Source organism: Flavobacterium gelatinilyticum (assembly GCF_027111295.1).
GTDB lineage: Bacteria > Bacteroidota > Bacteroidia > Flavobacteriales > Flavobacteriaceae > Flavobacterium > Flavobacterium gelatinilyticum.
In genome coordinates this window covers 5,441,371-5,462,853 of record NZ_CP114287.1, presented here as the reverse complement: position 1 = coordinate 5,462,853, position 21,483 = coordinate 5,441,371, and the positions used below count along the sequence as shown (strand labels likewise).

At 36.4% G+C, this 21,483-nt stretch carries 13 protein-coding genes; 2 read left to right on the top strand and 11 right to left on the bottom strand.

The features are described 5' to 3' along the window. Position 1: 1 nt before the first annotated feature. From OZP11_RS23570 to rhaT, 10 genes are all read right to left on the bottom strand, one after another. Positions 2-3,034, bottom strand: coding sequence for a SusC/RagA family TonB-linked outer membrane protein (locus OZP11_RS23570; protein WP_281232931.1), 3,033 nt, complete (start codon positions 3,032-3,034; stop codon positions 2-4). A gap of 47 nt (positions 3,035-3,081) precedes the next feature. Further along, complete coding sequence (locus OZP11_RS23565; protein WP_281232930.1) at positions 3,082-4,479, bottom strand: hypothetical protein; 1,398 nt, start codon at positions 4,477-4,479, stop codon at positions 3,082-3,084. Positions 4,480-5,111: 632 nt separating this feature from the next. Next, a complete protein-coding gene (locus OZP11_RS23560; protein WP_281232929.1) occupies positions 5,112-9,140 on the bottom strand; it encodes a hybrid sensor histidine kinase/response regulator transcription factor in 4,029 nt (1,342 codons plus the stop codon). Between the two features lie 347 nt (positions 9,141-9,487). Continuing rightward, positions 9,488-10,075: a LutC/YkgG family protein gene (locus tag OZP11_RS23555; protein ID WP_281232928.1), complete on the bottom strand. Its 588-nt coding sequence runs from the start codon at positions 10,073-10,075 to the stop codon at positions 9,488-9,490. Further along, the gene (locus OZP11_RS23550) at positions 10,065-11,468 is read right to left on the bottom strand and encodes a lactate utilization protein B (protein ID WP_281232927.1); all 1,404 of its coding nucleotides are present in this window, start codon (positions 11,466-11,468) and stop codon (positions 10,065-10,067) included. The genes OZP11_RS23555 and OZP11_RS23550 overlap by 11 nt, the downstream gene beginning before the upstream one ends. Before the next feature lie 165 nt (positions 11,469-11,633). Further along, the gene (locus tag OZP11_RS23545; protein ID WP_281232926.1) at positions 11,634-12,374 is read right to left on the bottom strand and encodes a (Fe-S)-binding protein; all 741 of its coding nucleotides are present in this window, start codon (positions 12,372-12,374) and stop codon (positions 11,634-11,636) included. A gap of 163 nt (positions 12,375-12,537) precedes the next feature. Continuing rightward, a complete protein-coding gene (locus tag OZP11_RS23540; RefSeq protein ID WP_281232925.1) occupies positions 12,538-13,899 on the bottom strand; it encodes an FGGY-family carbohydrate kinase in 1,362 nt (453 codons plus the stop codon). Positions 13,900-14,034: 135 nt separating this feature from the next. Next, entirely contained in the window at positions 14,035-15,309 is a 1,275-nt protein-coding gene (locus OZP11_RS23535; RefSeq protein WP_281232924.1) for a sugar isomerase, read from the bottom strand. Between the two features lie 413 nt (positions 15,310-15,722). Further along, the gene (locus OZP11_RS23530) at positions 15,723-17,840 is read right to left on the bottom strand and encodes a bifunctional aldolase/short-chain dehydrogenase (RefSeq protein WP_281232923.1); all 2,118 of its coding nucleotides are present in this window, start codon (positions 17,838-17,840) and stop codon (positions 15,723-15,725) included. A 48-nt stretch (positions 17,841-17,888) separates the two neighbouring features. After that, entirely contained in the window at positions 17,889-18,938 is a 1,050-nt protein-coding gene (gene rhaT / locus OZP11_RS23525; protein ID WP_281232922.1) for an L-rhamnose/proton symporter RhaT, read from the bottom strand. A gap of 401 nt (positions 18,939-19,339) precedes the next feature. Here rhaT and OZP11_RS23520 point away from each other — a divergent pair, with 401 nt between their 5' ends. Together OZP11_RS23520 and OZP11_RS23515 are read left to right on the top strand one after the other, a co-directional pair. After that, positions 19,340-20,380, top strand: coding sequence for a GntR family transcriptional regulator (locus OZP11_RS23520; RefSeq protein WP_281232921.1), 1,041 nt, complete (start codon positions 19,340-19,342; stop codon positions 20,378-20,380). A 31-nt stretch (positions 20,381-20,411) separates the two neighbouring features. Further along, positions 20,412-20,879 carry a VOC family protein gene (locus OZP11_RS23515; protein ID WP_281232920.1) on the top strand — a complete coding sequence of 156 codons (468 nt, stop codon included), beginning with the start codon at positions 20,412-20,414 and terminating at the stop codon, positions 20,877-20,879. Positions 20,880-21,030: 151 nt separating this feature from the next. Here the strand turns inward: OZP11_RS23515 and OZP11_RS23510 are convergent, their stop codons facing one another. After that, positions 21,031-21,474, bottom strand: coding sequence for a hypothetical protein (locus tag OZP11_RS23510; protein ID WP_281232919.1), 444 nt, complete (start codon positions 21,472-21,474; stop codon positions 21,031-21,033). Positions 21,475-21,483: the final 9 nt, after the last annotated feature.

Here is a 21,483-nt window from a genome sequence, read left to right as displayed (position 1 = left end):
ATTAAAATGCTACATTAAGACCCATCAGGATTGTTGGCTGTACCGGATAGTTCCATCCTCCAAAACCTGAACCTTTTACTCTGTCTCCTTTATCAGGATCTCCTCCGGCTACTTCAGGATCAACTCCGTCATAATTTGTCCATGTCCATAAATTCTGTCCTGACAATGAAATTCTAAGTTTATCTAACCCAAATTTGTTAATGAAGGAATATCCAATTTGTAAATTTTTCAAACGTACAAACGATCCGTCTTCAACATAAAGAGAAGAGAATTTTGTAAAGTTCTCGTTGTTATCATCTTTAGACAGACGCGGAATTCGGTTTGATGTTCCTTCACCGTGCCATGCCATTTGGTCTAATCCGCTTACTTTATTCGTCAAACTTGCACCATTGTATAAATCTGAAATATTTTGGTTTACAATCTCGTTTCCAATACTTGAATAGAAATTCGCTACTAAATCAAAGTTTTTGTAACCAAAGTTCAGGTTTAAACCAATGTTGTAATCTGCCCACGGAGAACCAATTTTTGTTCTGTCTTTCTCATCAATTTTTCCATCTCCGTTCAAATCTTTAAAACGAACGTCTCCTACCTGCGCATACGGCTGTAATTTAGTTCCATGCTGATCTGTGTGAGAGTTTAATTCAGTCTGGTTTTGGAATAATCCGTCAGCAACATATCCGTAGAAATATCCAGGCTCATCTCCTTTTACAGTAAGCGTTCTGTTTCCTGATCCGTATAGTTTTTCTCCATCTGCAGAAAGTGAAAGCATTTCAACATTCACAGTTGTAAAAGTTACATCGACACCATACGTAAAATCTCCTTTTTTATCTTTATACGAAACTAACAAATCGATACCGCTTGACTGCATTGATCCAACGTTTGTCCAGATTGTTGCGTAATTAGGAAATCCGCTGTAAGTTGGAAACTGTTTAACGAATAACATGTCGTTTGTTTTCTTTTGATAGTATTCTAAAGATCCGGAAAGTTTGTTTTTCCATAATCCGAAATCCAAACCGAAAGAAACGTCTTCTACAGTTTCCCATTTAATGTCTTTATTAGCCATAGATGACGGGAAAGAAGTATCTACCACTTCACCACCAATTGGATAAACTCCCTGTCCGATATTTGACTGGTAAACTGATGCAGGAAGTCCCTGATTACCTACTTTACCCCATCCTGCTCTAAATCTAAGATCGCTTAAAACATCTTTTGTTGACTCCATAAATCCTTCGTTTAAGATTCTCCATGAAACCGATGCTGAAGGGAAATTAGCCCATTTGTTATTGGTCATGAATTTAGAAGATCCGTCACGTCTGAATGTTCCTGTGAAATAGTATTTTCCGTCGTAGTTATAAGAAAAACGGGAAATATAAGACATCAATGAACTTGACCAGCTGTTACCATCACTCCTCTTGTTTTTGGTAGCTGCTTTTAATTCTCTCATTACATCGGTGTTGTTAGGAACACCTTCTCCGTAACCCCAAACGTCATTTCCGTTGTATTCTTCCATCGTATTACCTACCATTAAAGACAAATTGTGTTTATCTGCAAGAGTTCTTGAATAGGTAATGGTATTTTGCCATGTCCAGTCAACATTGGTTGTATTTTTTCTTTCTACACTGTTGATTTCTGCTTTTTCGTGTGCGGCATCAATAATAAAATCAGGTTTAAAGATGCTTTGCGTTTTGTCTCCCACTTCGATAGAAGCCTGCGAACGAATTACCAAACCTTTGATTGGCGTGTATTGTAAATATCCGTTTGTATTTAAATTGTACTGATCTGTATAATCGTCATATCGTTTTACAGCCGCAACCGGATTCCATACATACGAAGGAGACCTTGCAAAAATGCTGTACTCGTTTTCTAAACCTGTTAACTGATCTGCTGTTTTGTAAATTGGTGTAATTGGATCAATTTTTACAAAATCGGCCCAGTTGTTTGGTGATCCCCAGGTTTCGTAACGCGGGTTTAAAGTGATTCCTGCCGAGAATTTATCCGAGAATTTAAAATCGTTGGCAATTCTCATCGTGATTCTTTTCCATCCGCCAATTTCATACATCGATTCGTTGTTGTAATAGTTTAAGCTTACAGCAAAAGTATGTTTGTCTGATCCTCCTGTTACTCCCAAAGAAGCATTGGTTACAGGCGCACCGCCTCTTATTCCGGCTCTCCACCAGTCTGTTGTTTTTCCTTTGTACTGAGAAGGATTTGGCAGATAATCTGAATAACCTGAATTGTTGTAGGCCTTGTTCATAATGGTTGCATATCCTTCGGCATCAGCCATATTGTAAGGATTCTTCATTAATTGCATACCTGAACTTGTGTCAAATGTGAATCTGGTTTTACCTGCTTTTCCTTTTTTGGTGGTAATTAAAATTACCCCGTTTGACGCACGTGAACCATAGATAGCACTTGCAGAAGCATCTTTTAAAACCTCCATAGATTCGATCTCATTATTGCTTAAGAAGTTGATGCTGGTTCCCATTGGGATTCCGTCAACTACATAAAGCGGATCTGTTCCTAAGTTTACAGTCGAAATACCACGAATTAAAACCCTTGGCTGTGCTCCCGGACCTCCAACTCCCGTTACCTGAACCCCTGCTACTTTTCCCTGCAGCGATTCGGTTACGTTACCTACGGTCATGGTTTGTAATTCTTTTCCTTTTATAGAAGAAATCGAACTCGTTACATCGCTCTTTTTAACAGCTGCATATCCTACTACAACTATCTCGTCTAATGTCTGGCTTGATTCTTCAAGAATTACATTAATCTCGGTTCTGTCTCCGGGTGTTTCTAATTTGGTTGTAAAACCCACGAAAGAAAACTCTATCTGGGCATTTTTATTGGGAACATTAATTACATAGTTTCCGTCAAAATCTGTTGCTCCGGATGATGCTGATCCTTTTACAATTACGTTCACTCCCGGAATGGGCACATTGCCTTTATCCTTTACAGTTCCTTTTATTTTTATTTGTCCAAAAGATACGGAAGTACACAAAAGGGCAATAAAAAACCATATATATTTGAATTTCATATTAAGATGTTTTATTAGTTATATGTTACAAACAAGGCTGTAACACATTATTTTTTTGTTATAAATACTCTTTCCAGTTCAGTATCCAGAACTACTTTGTAAACACCCGGTGCTGCAGGGTATTTGGCATTTCCGTTTTCTCCCGGAGACATGGTTGCAATACCATTTTTAATTAATCTCCATGATGGGCTCCACCATTGTCCTGTAAAAGTAGCTTCCATAGTTCCTGTAAGTGTATATTCGCCTACTAACTGATACGGATTCGCCGGGTTGTTGGCTAAGTGTAATCCTTTTTGCACCCATGCATCCCATGTATCCCATGTTGCGCCCTGAATACCGCCTCCGCACACACTTACGAATGGTTTTCTTGAAGCAGCGTCGTCATGCCATAAACCATTGGCAACATCTGCCCATACTTTGCTTGATGGTGTATATGGTGTTGCGGTGTATTTTAAAGTGTTTGGATTTACTTTTATAACATAGTATCCTTTTGTTGGTAAAATGATTGCTGTTGAAGTAACATCGTCTACTAATTCGCCTGCTGCATTTAAACCGAAACAGTGCGGTGCAAAATCAGATTCCTGACCTAAGAAGAAAATTTCTTTATTGTCTTTGTCTGCATAATATTTGAATTCGAAATCCTGTCCGTTTTTGTCGTGGAAATACATCGGAACTCCAACTGCATCTGTTGTAAGGTTGGTGCCTTTTGGCTGATCGCATAAATAAATAGCCGGATACTCGTTTGTAGCTACTACATTTATATTTAAAGATCCGGTGTTTGGAATCGCAAATTTATCTTTTGCTGTAATGGTTAAAACGTAATTGGCAGCAGTTACCGGTAATGTGTACGTTTTATTGAATGTATATGACTGAGGTGCTCCTGTTAATTGAATCGTTTCATCGATATCAAGAGCCTCACATTTTATCTGAATATAATCGATTCCTGAATCGTCGTTTACCACAAAGTTTACCGGCATTTCGTTGCTTGTAGATAACAAAATTACAGCGCCTTCTTTTGGCGTAATCATACTTATTGCTGGCGCAGCAAATTCTCCGTCAAGACGTAAATTAATCTCTTCGTTAACCACGTTTCCTGAAACGTCTGTAATGATAAGTTTTATTTTGAAAGCTTCTGATGTTCCTCTTCCTGACGGAACTTCGAAGAAATAACTTAGATCGTATGATGTAAGAAGCGGATCTGTTGCAAATGCGATTACTTTGTCCAGAGATAATTCCGGAATTTGGATCTGTACGCTTTTTAGTCCTAAATCATCGGCCAGAGCGGCTTTGATTTCAAATTTTCGGCTGGGTGCTCCATAAATCTCTTTTGTTGCCACCACCACCGTTGGGTTATCAGAACTAGGGAATCCTGATTCATTATTCTGGCATCCGGTTACCAGGATGGCAAAAAGGGCAAGAAAAAATAAAAATACATTTTTTTTCATTTCTTTAATTTTAAGGTTAGGTTAGTTTGGTCTTTTTTCTAAGTGAAAGTTTGTTTAAATCTCGTAGGTTATTCGAGGGGACTGCTGTATTATTGAGGGGGCTGATACAGCGAAAAAGTGGTTATGTGGTTATTTTCATATAGTATTGAGTTTGGTTAATTGTTAGATATCTCTTTTTTCTTTTATTCTTTATTTAAGATGTCAATCGTGTTTTAATTTAACCCGCAGTTTAAAAATAAACTGCGGGTTTGAGAAGTAACGTAACCAACCATTACTCATCAGAATTTAAAGAGTGCTCAGCTCTTTAAACAGATAAAAAACTTATCTTGAAATTAACACTTATGACTAACAGCAGCAGACTCAAATTCTGTTACTATTATTGCAAAGAAATGTTTATTTCACACTTCTAAGGAGGGGTAAATTGGAAAAAAAAGGAGGTCAAATTTGCAATTAACTAGTATTTCGAAATAAATTTTAACAAGTCTTAAAAAATATCAGCATATTTTTAAATTATCCATAAATATTGAAAAAACACCAGTTTTTCAGCTAAAACGTTTGAGTTCCGTAAAAGATTTATGATGTTTTTTCAAAAAAGAAGCAGAATGTTTAACAGTCCTATAGTATTTATTTAACTATTTGATGATATTTAAGTCAGAATTGAAGGAGCTTTTATATTTTTTGATGTATTCTGACGGCGTCATCCCAAAAAGTTTTACGAACTGCTGTCTGAAATATTTCTGGTCTTCAAATCCAACTTCGGTACTTGCCTGGGTAATGTTCATGTCTTCGGTAAGCATCAACATTGCAGCTCTCCTGATACGGACAGAACGAATAAAAGCGTTCAGGGTTTGTCCGGAAATAATTTTGATCTTCGTATAAAGTGTTCTATGACTCATTCCCATTTCGAGCGCAAAGTTTTTTATCGTAAAATCTCTTTTGTGAATGTTGGCTTCGACAATTTCGATACATTTTTTCAGCATTTCCTGATATTCTACAGGAACCTTCTGTGTGTTTTCTTTTAAAGTAATGCTGTCTAAGAAATACGTTCGCAGATTGTGTCTGTTGCGCAATAACGATTCAACACGTGCAGTAAGGATATCATCATCAAAAGGTTTGGTGATATAATCGTCTGCTCCCTCATTGATTCCCTGTAAATGTGTCTCCGGATTTTTTGATGCCGTTAATAAAATCACCGGAATATGCGATAAAGCATTGTCTTCTTTAATTTTTCGGCATAATTCCAGACCATCCATTTCTTCCATAGTAATATCACTTATTACCAGATCCGGCATGTGTTTTTTAGTCATTTTCAGACCTTCTTCTCCATTTTCGGCACTGTAAACCACATAGTTTTCCGAAAAAAGTCTGATCAAATAAGCTCTTATTTCGGCATTATCATCGATAATTAAAACAGTTCTTTTATCTGTTAACATAGTCTGCTGAAAATCGCTTTCAGAAATTAATGGAACTGTTGTTACAGGTTCATCAATTTCTTCAGGGACCAATTCGTCGAACAACTGGCTTCTCTGCGGTTTCTCGTTTGTAATTTCGATATCTTCAAAATGGCTGTTTCCTTTTAAGAAAGCCAGCTTAAAACGACTTCCTTTTCCTGTTTCACTGCTGCAGGTTACAGATCCTTTGTGCTTATCGACAAAATATTTTACAATATAAAGTCCTATGCCAAAACCGGTCCCTACAGAGACTTTCGAATTTATCTGCTTGAATTTTTCAAAAATAACCTCAATATCTTTTTTGTCAATTCCGTCGCCGCTGTCTGTAATTTCAAGAAAAACTTCATTTTCATTTTCGGTTACAGTAAGATTGATTTCGCCTCCTATTGGTGTATATTTAAAGGCATTGGACATTAAATTGAATAATGAAATTTCAACTTTTTCATAATCTCCTATAATGGTAATTTCATGATCCGGAACTGTAAAATTATAACTGATGCTTTTATCTTTGGCCTGATTTACAAAACATTGGTATACTTCATTACTGAGATTATTTACATTTATGGGTGATAAACGAAGCGAATCGGCATCGTTTTCTGCTTTTCTTAATAAAAGCAGCTGATCTACCAGACTCAAAAGCCTTCTGGCATTACGATGTGCAATAGCCAGATCACTGCCCGATGAGCCGTTTTCGGTATTTTCTTTTTGCACGGCTTTTTTTAACGGATTAATAATCAGCGAAAGCGGTGTTCTAAATTCATGTGAGATATAAGTAAACATAGACGATTGTTTTTCGGCTATCTCTTTTTCTTTTTTACTTTCCAGTTCGGCTATTTTTACCTTGTATTTTAGTTTTTCTTTATTTTTCTGATAATCCAGATACACAAACAAAAGTCCCGCAACGGCCAGTATATAAAGAGAATAAGCCCACCATGTTCTGTACCAAGGCGGTAAAACTTCTATAGAAACCAAACTGACTTCTTTATTCCACCCGCCTTTAAAATTGGTTGTTTTAACCTTAAAGGTATATTTTCCTTCCGGAAGTCTTGAATAATTTGCTTTTCGGGCCTGACCCACATAATTCCATTGTTCGTCCCAGCCGTCCAGAAAATAAGCATAATTGATTTTATCGGCATTATTGTAATCCAAAGCAACAAATTCTAATGATAATGTGGTTTGGTCGTATTCGAGACTAACGTCTTTTATTTTATCAGAATCGGTATCAATCTCGGCTTTACTTTCTTCAATAAGCTGATTGTTTACATAAAAATCTGTCAGCAATACATTATTTTTCTGATTGAAACCTTTTATAGCTTCTGGAAAAAAGATATTGAAACCGTTTATACCGCCAAAAAGAAATTCTCCGGATGAGAGTTTAATTCCGGCATTGAAACTGAACTGGTTGCTCTGAAGTCCGTCGTTTACAGAAAAATTCCTAAAAGTTTTGCTTTTTTTATCGTAACGGCAGATTCCGTTGTAAGTGCTCATCCATAGATTACCTTCGTTGTCTTCAAGCAGTCTTAAAATAGTATTCGACGGAAGCCCTTCATCTATGGTAAGTCTTTTAAAGGTTTTATTATTTCGGTTAAACAAAAGCAGTCCTCCTTCCTGAGTTCCTACCCAGAGGTTTTTGTCTTTATCTTCATAAATACATCTAACCGGATTTCCTATAACCGTTTTAGTGATTTTTTTGGTTTCTCTTTCTATGGATAAAAGCGTTGTGTAATTTCCTGCCCACAACTTTCCGTCTGAAGTTTCAGTCATACACTGCAGATTATCAATGCTCTTATCAAAAAGGTCAAAATGGTCTTTGTTTCTGTCAAAAAGATAAAGTGTCCCCTCATTGGTTGCACTTGCCCAGATATTTGATTTAGAGTCTTTAAAAACAAACCAGATGTTTTTTTCGGTTTGTTTTGTATTGGTATTGTAACACAAATATCGGGTTATACTATTGTTTTTTTTGTTGATTCGGTTTATGCCTCCTGCCCAGGTAGAAATCCAGATATCGTTATTGTCATCTCGGGTTATTCCGGTTATAAAATTACTAGAAAGGGAATTGGAATAATTGATATAGGTATTGTTTTTTCTGTCCCAATATTTCAGTCCTGCACCGTCTGTACCTACCCAGAGGTTCTTTTTTTCGTCTTCGCAGAACGATAAAATAAAGTTATCTGCCGGGTCTTTGGCATTGTATTTTACACTTTTAAAATACTTGGGCGTATCGCTGAGCATACTGATACCGCCTCGTAGTGAACCAAACCATTTGTTTCCTGATTTGTCTTCGTACAAGCTCCAGACTGAATTACTTTTTGCCAGCTGTTCGCCATAGGAAAGTACTTTTTTTGTGTCTTTGTTAATATAAAAAATACCGCATCCATCTGTTCCAAGCCAGGTTTTTCCTTTTTTATCTACCAGAATATCCGTTACACTGCATTTGTTTAAAAAGTAGTTTTCCGACAATGATCCGGTTTTGGTATTCAGCTGGAAAAGACCTTCGTCTGTTCCTAATAAAAGGTTTCCATCTAGCGCAAGTTTCATGGCTTTTACCCCAATTGTAAGCGGAAATACGACTTCTAAATCTTTGTTTTTATAGTTGTAACTGCATACGCCAACGTTTCTGACATACACCCAGCAGGCTGATTTTTCTTTGTTTTCCTGAATGGCTATGGCATCATAATTGGTCACTCTGATTCGGTTTCCTAATGCTTTTAACGGAATATGTTTTCCTGTAAAAGAACCGTTTTCGAAAGCCAGCAGTCCCAATTTTTGAGAGGCAACCAATACCAGATTGTCTGATACCGAACGCATCTGATGAATTATATCTTTCAGTAATTGAGGCTTTTGTTCCAGAATCGTATACTCTACCGTGTGAAATGAGGCTTTTGATTTGCTGTAAATGCAGATTCCGTTAGTTCCTCCTACCCAGATATTATTTCTGGAGTCCCCTTCTATATTGTAAACCGTATTAAATAGCAGTGATTTTTTATCGTTGATCCTGTTTCTGAATACTTTAAAGTTGTAGCCATCGTATCGGTTTAAGCCATCGTAGGTTCCAAACCACATATACCCTTCGTTATCCTGATAGATGGTGATGATGGAATTATTAGACAAGCCGTCTGATATATCAAGAAATTTAACGGGATAATCCTGTGAATATCCTAACGAGGAAAAACCTAACAGCAGCAGCAGTTTTAGAACAAAATGCTTCAAAATAATACTTTTTATATTCTGGTAAAAAGTACAATTATAAGGTAATTTTAGAAAATTTTAGAAAAATGTATGCAGAAATGATAATTTTCGAGGGTTCTTAACAGGATTTTGTCTGTGATGATTTTTTTTAACAAACAATTGCCTACCGATATTTTGTTTTTACTGGAAGGTTTTTTCCTGAATTTGATATTATTGAAGAGGTAGTTTCTGATGCAAATACACTTGGAATTAATTGGTTTTCTACCCATATATTTAATCTCTATGAATATTTAGCCTAAATTACTATTCCGTTAGGAATACAAATGGGTAGAAAAATTGCGGACCACGAAAAAAATCCCGACAGGACATTAAGGCAATAAAAACACAATCAATCCTCTGGCTCCATGTGCTCCTAATACCAGTGACTGCTCAATGTCTGCAGTTTTTGACGGTCCGGCAATAAATGTCCCAAAACCATATTCCTGATTTCCGATTCTGTTATAGGCTTGCTGCATGGTGGCAACAAGGTCTTTTTTATGAACAATAATGGCCAAATATTGTGCAATAAACGGGGCAACACGTTGTCCTAAAATAGCATCGGTTACCCAGAGTGCGCTGTTTTCTGCTACTCCAAAATGAGCTTTTACAACCGTTAGTTCCACATCCTGCAGCGAATGCGGATCTGTGTTTTTCCAATCTAAAGAAGCGATTTCAGAAAGTTCCGGAAGTGTCGTGATAAGTCTTTTTTCCAGATTATAATTGGCCTTGATATACTCTTTTATTTCGTTATAATCAGAAACCTCCACAGGATCTCCTCCAATACCTTTTAAAACCGTTTTGTAGGTTTCCAGAATATCAAATTGTTCTGAGCCTAAAACGTTTAAATCAGGCAGGTTTGAAATTATTTCCGGCTGGTTTTGTTTTATTTTTCTTAAAATTTCTGCTTTACTGCTCATTCCTTTTTTCTTTAGATTCTCTCGAATTTTTCTTGTACCATTCTCTAAAAGATTGCTCCGGAACGTCCGGCATTTCACGCTGGTCGTACCATTTGTTCATTTTATTGTTTACCATTCCGGGAATATTTTTCATTACAAATCTTCCTGATTTTCCGGCAATGTTAAACATAGTTGGGTTGGCCAATACGGCTGACATGGTTTTCATGGCAATGGTTTTAGCCGATGGTGTGTGTCCTTCTTTTACCAAAACCTGACGCCATTTGTACAGCTGATCGTGAATATCAATTTTTACGGGGCAAACATTGGTACAGGAACCACATAGTGTACTGGCAAAAGGCAGATCGGCGTTTTTGCTCATATCTAAATTTGGTGCTAAAATAGAACCAATAGGTCCGGCAACGGCATTGTGATAACTGTGTCCGCCGCTTCGTCTGTAAACCGGACAGGTATTCATACAGGCACCGCAGCGAATACATTTAAGGGAATTTCTAAAATCTTCTCTTCCTAATTGTGTGCTTCTTCCGTTGTCTACAATTACGATATGCATTTCTTTTCCATCTCTTGGTTTTTTAAAATGGCTCGAAAAAGTCGTAATTGGCTGTCCTGTAGCACTTCTTGCTAATAATCTAAGAAAAACACCTAAATGTTCTCTTTTTGGAATCAATTTCTCAAATCCCATACAGGCAATATGAACATCAGCTAAGTGCGCGCCCATATCGGCATTTCCTTCGTTGGTGCAAACTACAAATTCTCCGGTTTCTGCCACAGCAAAATTAACTCCTGTTAAAGCTGCTTTTCTGGTCAGAAAGGTATTTCGTAAACTATGACGTGCTGATTCTGTTAAATACTGCGGATTAAAATTGCCTTTTTCAGTTCCTAAATGTTCGTGAAAAGTTTCACTTACGTCTTCTTTTTTAAGGTGAATCGCCGGAAGTACAATATGGCTTGGCGGTTCTTTACGAAGTTGTACAATGTATTCTCCTAAATCCGAATCGATTACTTCAATGCCTTTATCTGCTAAATAATCGTTTAAATGGCATTCTTCTGTAAGCATCGATTTTGATTTCACCATTTGCTTTACATCGTGTTTTGCCAGAATTGAATGTACTATTTCGTTGTGTTCTTTTGCATCTGCAGCCCAGTGTACAATGATGCCGTTTTTCTGGGCGTTGGCCTCAAATTCAACTAAATAATCGTGAATATTAGAGAGCACATTCATTTTTATTTTGGAAGCAGTCTCGCGAAGCAGTTCCCAATCGTCGATCTGATGCGCCGATTTGTCTCTTTTGGCACGAACAAACCAAAGTGTTTCATCATGCCAATTTACTCGTTCCACGTCTTTGTTAAAACGTGCCGCGGCTTCGCTGTGCTGTATTATTTTTTCTGATGACATTTTCTATAATTTAAAAGTCAATTTTGAAATCTTTATCATGATACTTACTTAACCACAACGATCTCAAGTTTTTTGCGCAAGGTTCGCAAAGCTAATTTTTAACTAGCGTACTTTGCGGTTTTTCTTTGCGTGCTTTGTGGTTAAAAAGCACACTCAGCTTTATTTCTAATTTTCGAGTGAATTTAGTATTTCAGCTATGTGAATGGTTTTAATTCTGCTTTTTTCTCTTTTCAAAATGCCGTCTAAATGCATTAAACAAGACATATCCCCGCCGGTAATATAATCTACATCATGGCTTTGATGGTCTTTAATTCTGTCTTTTCCCATTTTGACCGAAATGGCTTCTTCGGTTACACAAAATGTTCCTCCAAAACCACAGCATTCGTCTTTTCTTGTTAACTCTACCAAATCCAAACCTTTGATACTGTGCAGTAATTGTTCAGGTTTGGAGAAAAAAGGTGCATTTAATTCCGACATCTGCGAAAGCTTTAATCCTCTTTGTCCGTGGCAGCTTACGTGCATTCCCACTCTAAAAGGGAAAGTTCCGTTAATGTGGTCGATTTTTAAAACATCAGTAATGAACTCGGTAAGTTCGTAAACTGTGTTTCGGATTTTTTCTGCTTTTTCTTCCTGATTTTCGTCGTGTAAGTGGTCTTTTACATGCAAAACACAACTTCCCGAAGGACAGACAATATAATCGAATCCTGTAAAATTGGCTATGAAATTTTTGTCACAGCCTTTTGTTAAATGTGCGTAACCGCTGTTTGCCATTGGCTGGCCGCAGCAGGTCTGCCCCATCGGAAACTCAACTTCGCAGCCTAACTTCTGCAAAAGTTCGTATGTCGCAATACCCACTTTAGGGTAAAACTGATCGACATAACACGGTATAAAAAGTCCGATTTTCATTCTTATTTATTTTAGTTTTAACACATAGAAATATAGATTTCACAGCTTAAAAAATACGTTTCGCTTGTTTAAACAAACATAGCTATGTGTAAATAATGTGTTATTTATTTTTAAGCCCAATCTATGCAATAAAAATCTATATTTCGATGTGTTTAGTATTTTTTTAATGCTTGTAAAATTTCAAATCAATTAAGTCATTCTGGATTGGTTTAGGATTCCAGTTTTGATGGATTGCCAGTGCAGCACCTAATGCACTCGCCTGCGCCATCGAAGCGGCATAAACCTCAACATCCGGAAAGGCCTCGGCTAATAAATTCATATAAATTGAATTCTTGCTGAAACCTCCGTCAACAAAAATTTTCTTAACGGGACTGTTATGAATGACTAAATTAGTTGAAAAAACTTGTTGTTCGACCAAATCCAGCATTAATTGATGATAGGCCGTTTCGTAATCCTTAAAACTTTCCAGATCTCTTTTTTGAAAAGGACATTCTTTCAGAATATCATAATTATACCTTTTAGGATATATTATCTGAAAATTTAAAGCTCTTAAATTTGAAACAACGATTTTATCAAAATAAACTTCTTTGTAAGTATCTACCGGGACATTAAAATGTTCTGCCAGTCGTTTGGTCTGAACCTCGTGTTCGTTTCCTGCAAAAAGCCTTGCTGCTTTTACCGGTTTTTCGGTGTACTGCATATAACACAAACAATCGTTTTCCAGTTCTTCAAAAGTCAATGGTTTATTATTGAATGGATTCAGAGAAATACTCCAGGTTCCGGTTGACAATAAAACAAAAGGTTCGGTAAAGTTTATCGTATACGGAATAATAGCCGATGAACTATCGTGAAGTCCTGCCCCGACAGAAAGTCCGTCTGCGTTTTTGATCACATCTTTTCCGAAGTGAAATGGCGGAATTTTTGCTGAAATACCTTCGTTCTTAAGCCATTTATGGTATTTCATTTTTTTGAAATTCCACAAATTGGTATGACAGCCCACGCTTGTAATATCTGTATAAGCCTCATTTGTTAATAGATAACTCAAAAACTGAGGCAGATGTAAACAGTATTTTACCTTTTCGAACAGATCCGGTTTTTCTTCTTTTAAACGGTAAATCTGCATTCCGGAATTTAAGCTTCCTAAAACAGGAGAGGCCGTTTTTACGGCAAAAGATTCTTCACCTTTGTATTTTTTATAGAAGTCAGTTTTTAGATCTTCGGGATAACTTTTTAAATAATTATACAGAGGAGTCAGTACTTTTCCTTCTTTATCAATGTAGACAAAACTCGCACCGTAAGTACTGAAATTGATAGCTTTTAAAACATAATCGGTTTGGTTTTTAATTTCATCCAGCCTCTCAAAAATCCAGTTTTTAAGCAGGTTTATATCTTCGCAGGGAAAACCGTCTTCATCAGTTGTTTCCTGAAAATTTACTGATTTCTCCCAAACGATTTTATAATTTTCATTGAATAAAAAAACCTTTTTGTTTGTTTTTCCAATATCAAAAATTGCAACTACATTCATTTTTTTAATTATGAGTTATGAGTTATATGTTATGAGTTCCTGAATTATGACTTTTTGTTTAAGTGAAGTCTTTTTATGTTTTTAGTACAAAACACAAAAAGACTCAGCTTATAATTCATAATTCATAACTTATAACTACAACCCGGTGGCCATCGTTTTTAATCCTCTTTCGCCAATTAGATTTTTTCTGACAGAAAGAGTTCGGTACAATTCAACCGGATTTAAAGCGGCTCCTGAACGTAAACGGGCTTCGGCTACTAAAGCACGTACGTCTGTACGGAAAGCGTTTTGAAGGATTTCCTGTGCTTTAACCACGTCATTTTCTTCCTGTGCCTGTTCTAGTGCTTTACGGTCAACAGAAAGTGCCTGAGCGTAGGCAATCATAATCGCTTCAACTGATTGTAATAAATCTTCCAAAGGATCTTTGATGTTGTGTGATGCATCGATCATCCAGCCTAAATCTTTGGCGTGGTTCATTCCTCTTGCATCCATTCCTTCAACTAATTCATTGAAGATTAAGAACAATTGGTATGGTTTTAAAGCTCCAGCAGTTAAATCATCATCTCCGTATTTTGAATCATTGAAGTGGAATCCGCCCAGTTTGTTTTCCATCAACAATAAAGAAACAATCTGTTCGATATTTGCATTTGGCAGATGGTGTCCTAAGTCAACCAGCGTTTGCGCTTTGTCTCCTAATTTTTTTACATACGAATAAGACTGTCCCCAATCTGCCACGGTTGTAGAATAAAAATTAGGCTCAGCACATTTGTATTCTAAAAATAATTTCCAGTTTGAAGGCAGTGCATCATAGATTTCTTCTAAACTTTCTAATGTATTTTGGTATGCTTTTCTGAAGTTTAATTGTCCCGGAAAGTTAGAACCATCAGCTAACCAAATCGTTAATGACTCAGATCCTAATTCGATTCCGTGTTTGATTACTTCTATATTGTGAGCAATCGCCTGTTTGCGGACTGCTTTGTTTACGTTTTGTAATGAGCCGTATCTGTACGTCTGCTCTGCATTTGCCTGATCCTGAAACGTATTGGAATTCATGGCATCAAACTTTAATCCGTGCTGTCCTGCAAGTGTTTTGATTGCATTGTAATCTGTTGGGATATCCCACGGAATATGAAGCGAAATAGCTCCTGAAGCGTTGTTTAATTTATGAAGCAGACCAACATCTTCGATTTTTTCTTCTAAAGAACGCGGTTCTCCACCTCCTGCAAAACGTCCAAATCTTGTTCCTCCTGTCCCTAAAGCCCATGATGGAATGGCAATTTGAAAATCGATTAACTTTTGAATAATTGCCTCAGCATTATTAATTTCTGATGCTGTAAAGGCAAACTTATTCTGGTGTTTTTTTAATAATTCTTCGTTGTGAGATTCAATGTTGTTTGATCCGATTAACATAGTTATGATATTTTAATAGAGTTACAATATATAAATTTATATCCTTGCATATATTTTTAACACATAGTTTCGAAGTTGTAATGCCGAAATTTTAGAAGCTGATCAGACGGATTCGCTCTCGCGAAAACGCGGAAAAAAACGGGTTTTTAATATCCTAATTATAAAATCAGTGTTAATCAGTTTCTTCGCAATAGCGAATCCGTTTCATCTGCGTTCTATACTTCTACGTGTTTTAATATTTTTTTCAATATATTAAATTTTATGCTGTACTCCGGTTTTACTTCACTTTTTTGTTATGTTCTTTTGTTTGAAGCGGACTGTAGTATTTCTATAAAAAAATCTAACGCTCGATAAATCGAACGTTAGACCACAAAAAACCACTTTTGCTTAAACAAACTTATAAAAAAACTTAATTATCTATAGAAGCCCATGGCGACACCACCATCGACATTTAGGGCATTTCCTGTAGATTTATTTAGGAAACCGCCAACAAATGCAAAACATGCGTTTGCGATATCGTCCGGCAGTATTATTTCGTTTAGTAATGTACGTTTTGCGTAATACGCAGGTAATTCTTCAACTGTTATTCCGTATGCTTTTGCACGGCCTTCTGCCCATCCTCCAGACCAAATATTTGAATCTGAGATTACAGCATCAGGGTTTACCGTATTTACACGAATTTTATCTGCTCCTAACTCTGCCGCCATTAAACGGGTTAAATGAGCCTGAGCTGCTTTTGCAGAACCGTACCCAGGGTTGTTTGGTCCGGCTACAACAGCATTTTTAGAAACGATGTTTACGATATCTCCGCCAAATCCCTGCTTGCGCATTACTTCGATTCCGGCTTTAGAAACAATAAATTGTCCTTTTACCAAGATGTCATATAATCTGTCCCACTCTTCAAGAGTATGCTCTGCAATAGATTTAGAAATACTGATTCCGGCATTATTTACCACGATATCAACACCTCCAAAAGCAAGAGAAGCTTCATCTAATGCTTTTTCTGCACTTACTTCATCAGTAACATTCAATAAAGTGCTTGAAACTGCATCTTTACCAAATGCTTTAACAAATTCAGCAGATGCACCTTGTAAACGCTCTTCGTTTATATCGTTGATTACTACGCAGGCACCTTCCTGAGCGAATTTTTTAGCGATAGCTTTACCAATTCCTCCCGCAGAACCTGTAATCAGCGCTACTCTTCCTGATAACGCTTTTGGTTTTGGCATACGCTGTAATTTTGCTTCTTCTAATAACCAGTATTCGATATCAAAAGCTTCCTGATGCGGTAATGAAGTGTACTCAGAAACTGCTTCTGCACCTTTCATTACGTTTACAGCATTGATATAGTATTCTGATGCCAGACGAGCCATTGTTTTATCTTTTGCAAAAGTAAACATACCTACTCCCGGATATAAAATAACAACCGGATTTGGGTCACGCATTGCTGGTGAGTTAGACTTTTTACATGCATTGTAATAATCTTTATACATAGCACGATACGCTTCAAAGGCAGGAGTTAATTTTGCTTTTACAGCGTTTACATCTGATAAATCTTCGTTTGGATCTAATTCTAAAACCAACGGACTGATTTTAGTCCTTAAAAAGTGATCCGGACAAGAAGTTCCTAACGGAGCCAGTTTTGAAAGGTCGTTTGAATTGATGAATTCCAAAACTCTTGCATCATCTGTATAATGTCCAATCATTTGACGTTCTGAAGAACAGAAACCTCTTAAGATCGGCGCCACTTTTGCCGCTTTCAATTTTCGGTCTGCTTCTGGAAGGCTGTCAATTTTTTTACCTCCAAAAACAGGACGTTTTTTTCCGTAGTTATTTTCTAAATATTCAGCACATTTCTCGATTACTTCAAGTGTGTTAATGTAACTTTCGTATGCTGTGTCTCCCCATGTAAATAAACCATGAGAACCTAACATGATACCACGTAATTTTTTTCCTTTTTTTGCCGCTTCTTCTAAACAGCTTCTTAACTGAAGCCCCAGGTCAAAGCCAGGACGCTGCCAGCCTACCCAGCCAATTTCTCCGTCAAATAAATCTTCTGTAATTTTAGCGCCGTCTTTTGCAGCAGCGATTGCAATTGCCGCATCAGGATGTAAGTGATCGATATGTTTGAATGGCAGAAAACCATGTAAAGGCGTATCAATAGAAGGTGCTTTTGAAGCAAGGTCAAAAATACAGTGATTGAATAATTCAACCATTTCGTCTTCAAATTCAATTCCTCTGTATACATTTTCCAGATTGCGTAATCTGTCTAAATATAGTGCAGCGCATCCTGATTTTGTTAAAGTTCCAATATCTCCTCCAGAACCTTTGATCCACATTACTTCTGAGCTTTCACCTGTTAACGGATCTTTATCAGTAATTTTTACAGAAGTATTTCCTCCACCATAATTAGTAAGCCTTAAATCTGCTCCTAAAAGGTTTGATCGATAAATGAAAAGCGCTACTTCATCTCCGGCTAATGCTTCGGCTTTAGCTTCATCCCAAAGGTAGCTTACGTGCTTAAAATTCATAATTTTTTTATTTATATTCGACGTTGTTGTCATATTGTTGGTTATTATTTACAGAGAATTTCCAATTCCCACTAAAACAATAGAGAGCATAATTAATCCGATTCCTAACAGGAAAGTGTTGAATGTTTTTTTCGAAACACCTTTCCATTCTTTAAGATAGAAGCCCCAGAAATTAGCGGTTAAAATAATGGTTGCCATGTGCAGAATCCATGAGCTGGCACCATTTCCCAGTTTGCTTTCGCCCATTCCGTAGAAGAAAAACTGCAAAAACCACATGGTTCCGGCAAGGGCAGAAAAAAGGACATTTTTTGTAATTGGCGTAGATTTATTGGTATAATCACCAATCGTTTTATTTTTAAAATTAAGGTAGATACACCAGATAAAATTGGTTGTTAATCCGCCCCATAGCAATACTATATAGGTTACATTATTCTGAAACAACGGATTACAGCCAAACTCAACAGCTTGTTCTGCCATTGGCTTTCCGGCTTCGATTCCGTAATTGAAGAACGAACTCAAAATACCCGAAACTATGGCAATGATTAATCCTTTTACAAGGCTGAAATCTTTGTCTTTATCCTCGTGTCCTTCGGCAAAATCTTTTTCTTTCAGGATTCCCGCTTTTCCGGAAATGGCAATTCCAAGCAAACAAACAGCCACACCCAGTAAAACCAATTGTCCTCCAGAATTTCCAAGCATATCCGTAAATGAAATTTTACCCTCGGTTGGGTTTATATCATAGTAAATTGAAGGAACCAATGCTCCAAAAGCAGAACAAAATCCTAAAATGATTGAATTTCCTAATGACATTCCTAAGAAGCGAACGCCTAGACCATATGTTAATCCTCCGATTCCCCATATTAAACCCATCGAAAAAGTAAAGGCTTTAATAGATGGCGAAGCTGCCACGATGATATCCGTAAAATGCGGAATAGTTAAATAAGCTGCAATGGGCGGCACAATCAACCAGGAGAAAAAACCACCTACCAGCCAATAGCTTTCCCAGGCCCAGTCTTTTACTTTCTTAAAAGGCATATAAAAACTACCTGAAGAGAATCCTCCGATAGAATGAAAAATGATTCCTAATAATGACTCCATCTATTATTTTGGTTTTGGTTAATTTGTGATAGTTAGTTTGGTTTTGTAAAATAATGTAATGTTAAAAACAAAACTGTCCTGTACTATCCTTTATCATTTGGATAATTTATGTTAAATCTGCTTATTAATTATAAAGAACACCCGAAATATATTGGAAAAATCAATTTAAAAACGCTATTTTAGCAATCGATTTCGTAATTATTATATCCGCAAACAGGTTCAAATTAGTTCATCTGCTTAAAAATAAAATAAAGTCTGATTTTAATTTAATGTTTTTGTAAGGAAAGTAGTAAAATCAATGCGCAGCGTAGATTTTAAGCCTGCTCATCGCTAAATTATAATTAAAAAAAATTAACTTTCAGGAATTTACTACCTGAAAACCAATTTGCAAAGTTACCGGCATGATTAAGTTAATTAAAATAGATGAAGATTCAAGGGTTCCAAAGTACAAACAAATAGTGGACTCTATTTTACAGAATATTGCTAACGGAAATTTAAAAATAAATCAAAAAATTCCCTCGATAAACAGTTTTAGTGAAGAATTTTATATGTCCCGCGATACTGTTGAAAAAGCTTATAATATTTTAAAAGAACGAAAAATCATTTCTTCCATCAGAGGAAAAGGCTATTATATTACGAGGACTAAACTTGAATCGAAAGTAAATGTCCTGTTTCTTTTTAATAAGCTGAGTGCTTATAAAATGAAAACATACAACTCTTTTATTAATACACTTGGAGCCAACGCTCATACTGACCTGCAGATCTATCATTGCGACGAAACGCTGTTTTTAAACCTTCTGGATAAATTTGAAGGTGCTTACGATTATTACGTTGTAACAACCCATTTTAAAACCGATGAATTAAAACACTTAAGTTTTACCGATGAAGTAGCCAAAGCAATCCAGAAAATCCCTGAGGACAAACTGGTTCTTATGGATAATATAAAACTGGCCCACAGCGGTGAAATCATTAAAATTTATCAGGATTTTGAAAATGACATTTATAATGCCTTAAAAGAAGGTCTGGCTAAAATAGCCAAATATAAAAAACTGATTTTGGTTTATCCGGATAAAGCAGTTTACCCGTATCCAAGAAGAATTCTGCACGGATTCAGAAAATTTTGTGTAGAGCACGAAATCAATTTTGAAATTCTGAGTGAAGTCTATGACGACATGATCCTTAAAAAAGGGGATTTATTTATTACCATAGAAGAATCTGATCTTGTAAACTTAATGAAACAAATTCGCGATGAAGGCTTTGTTTTAGGAAAAGATATAGGCGTTATATCTTACAATGATACGCCTCTAAAAGAATTGCTTGGCATCACCGTAATGTCAACGGATTTTAATGTAATGGGCGAAACGGCCGCCAGAATGATCTTAAACAAAGAAAAAGGCCACGTTAAAGTACCTTTTAACTTTATTGACCGTAACTCGATTTAAATTTTTCAGGAATTGTTTTTAGTGTAATAAAATGGAACTAAAATTTAGTCATATAGACATTTTGGTAAATGATCTGCATGAGGCTTGTACCTATTATGCCGAAATTCTGGGAGCCGAAATTTCTAAGAAGTTTACCTGGCAAAGAGACGATCTTCATGTAATATACGCTGTTGCGCGAATTGGTCAGGAACGATTTATGCTTGTTCAGCCTTTTTCCGGAAACCTGAAAAGCCTTCTGGACAGTAAAGGCGAAGGCACTATTTATCGCCATTGCTATTCGACTCCAAACATAGAAACCGCATTTGACGAACTGCTGGCCAGAGGTGTGCAGCCCGAAAATGAAAACGGAAATCCTGTTTCACGAGAAAATCTTAACTCGCCAAGCGGCGTAAGGATCATCTGGCTTCCAAAGCGTTTTGGGGAATTTTCGATTGAAATTCTGGAAGAAAAAGGTCTTGTGCAATTTATGAACGAAGCATTTTCCGGTTCTAAAGATTAATTTTGGCTAATATGTTTCTTTTAAATCTAGTTAAAGAAAACTATACAATGTAACTGCCGGCAGCATGAATTAGTACTTTCTCGCTAGCAAATTAATCTTTTCAAAATAAGAAATTTTCACAAATACTGACTGTTTATTTACCTCGTTTGAATTAAATATAAGATTGTATAATTAAAAAGAAAAAAAAAACTCCCAAGCCAAATGAAATTTCGCTTAAAATTAAGGAGTTTCTTGACAATCTCAGCATTCTGTGAAAACCGGATTTTTCCTGTGCAATTTTAGATACATCACCGCTTTTCTTAGCTCTCAGTAAACAAATATACCAGCTCATTGCGTCTGTTGCATAATATCTGTGAAATAAACACGCAGCTGAACAAAACACAAAACATCCTAGCGCAAGAATAAAAAGCATTGGGCATGGAAATAAATCTTTTGAATAAGACTTTTCTTTTATCATGGTAAGAATGAGCGTTCCAAAACCTCCAATTGCTAATAGTGAAAGACGAAGCAGTTCACCCGAAAACTTAATATAGTTTTCAGAGATCATAAAATCTGCTTTGTACTGCGATTCATCAATTTCATTTGATACTTGCATACTATCTGA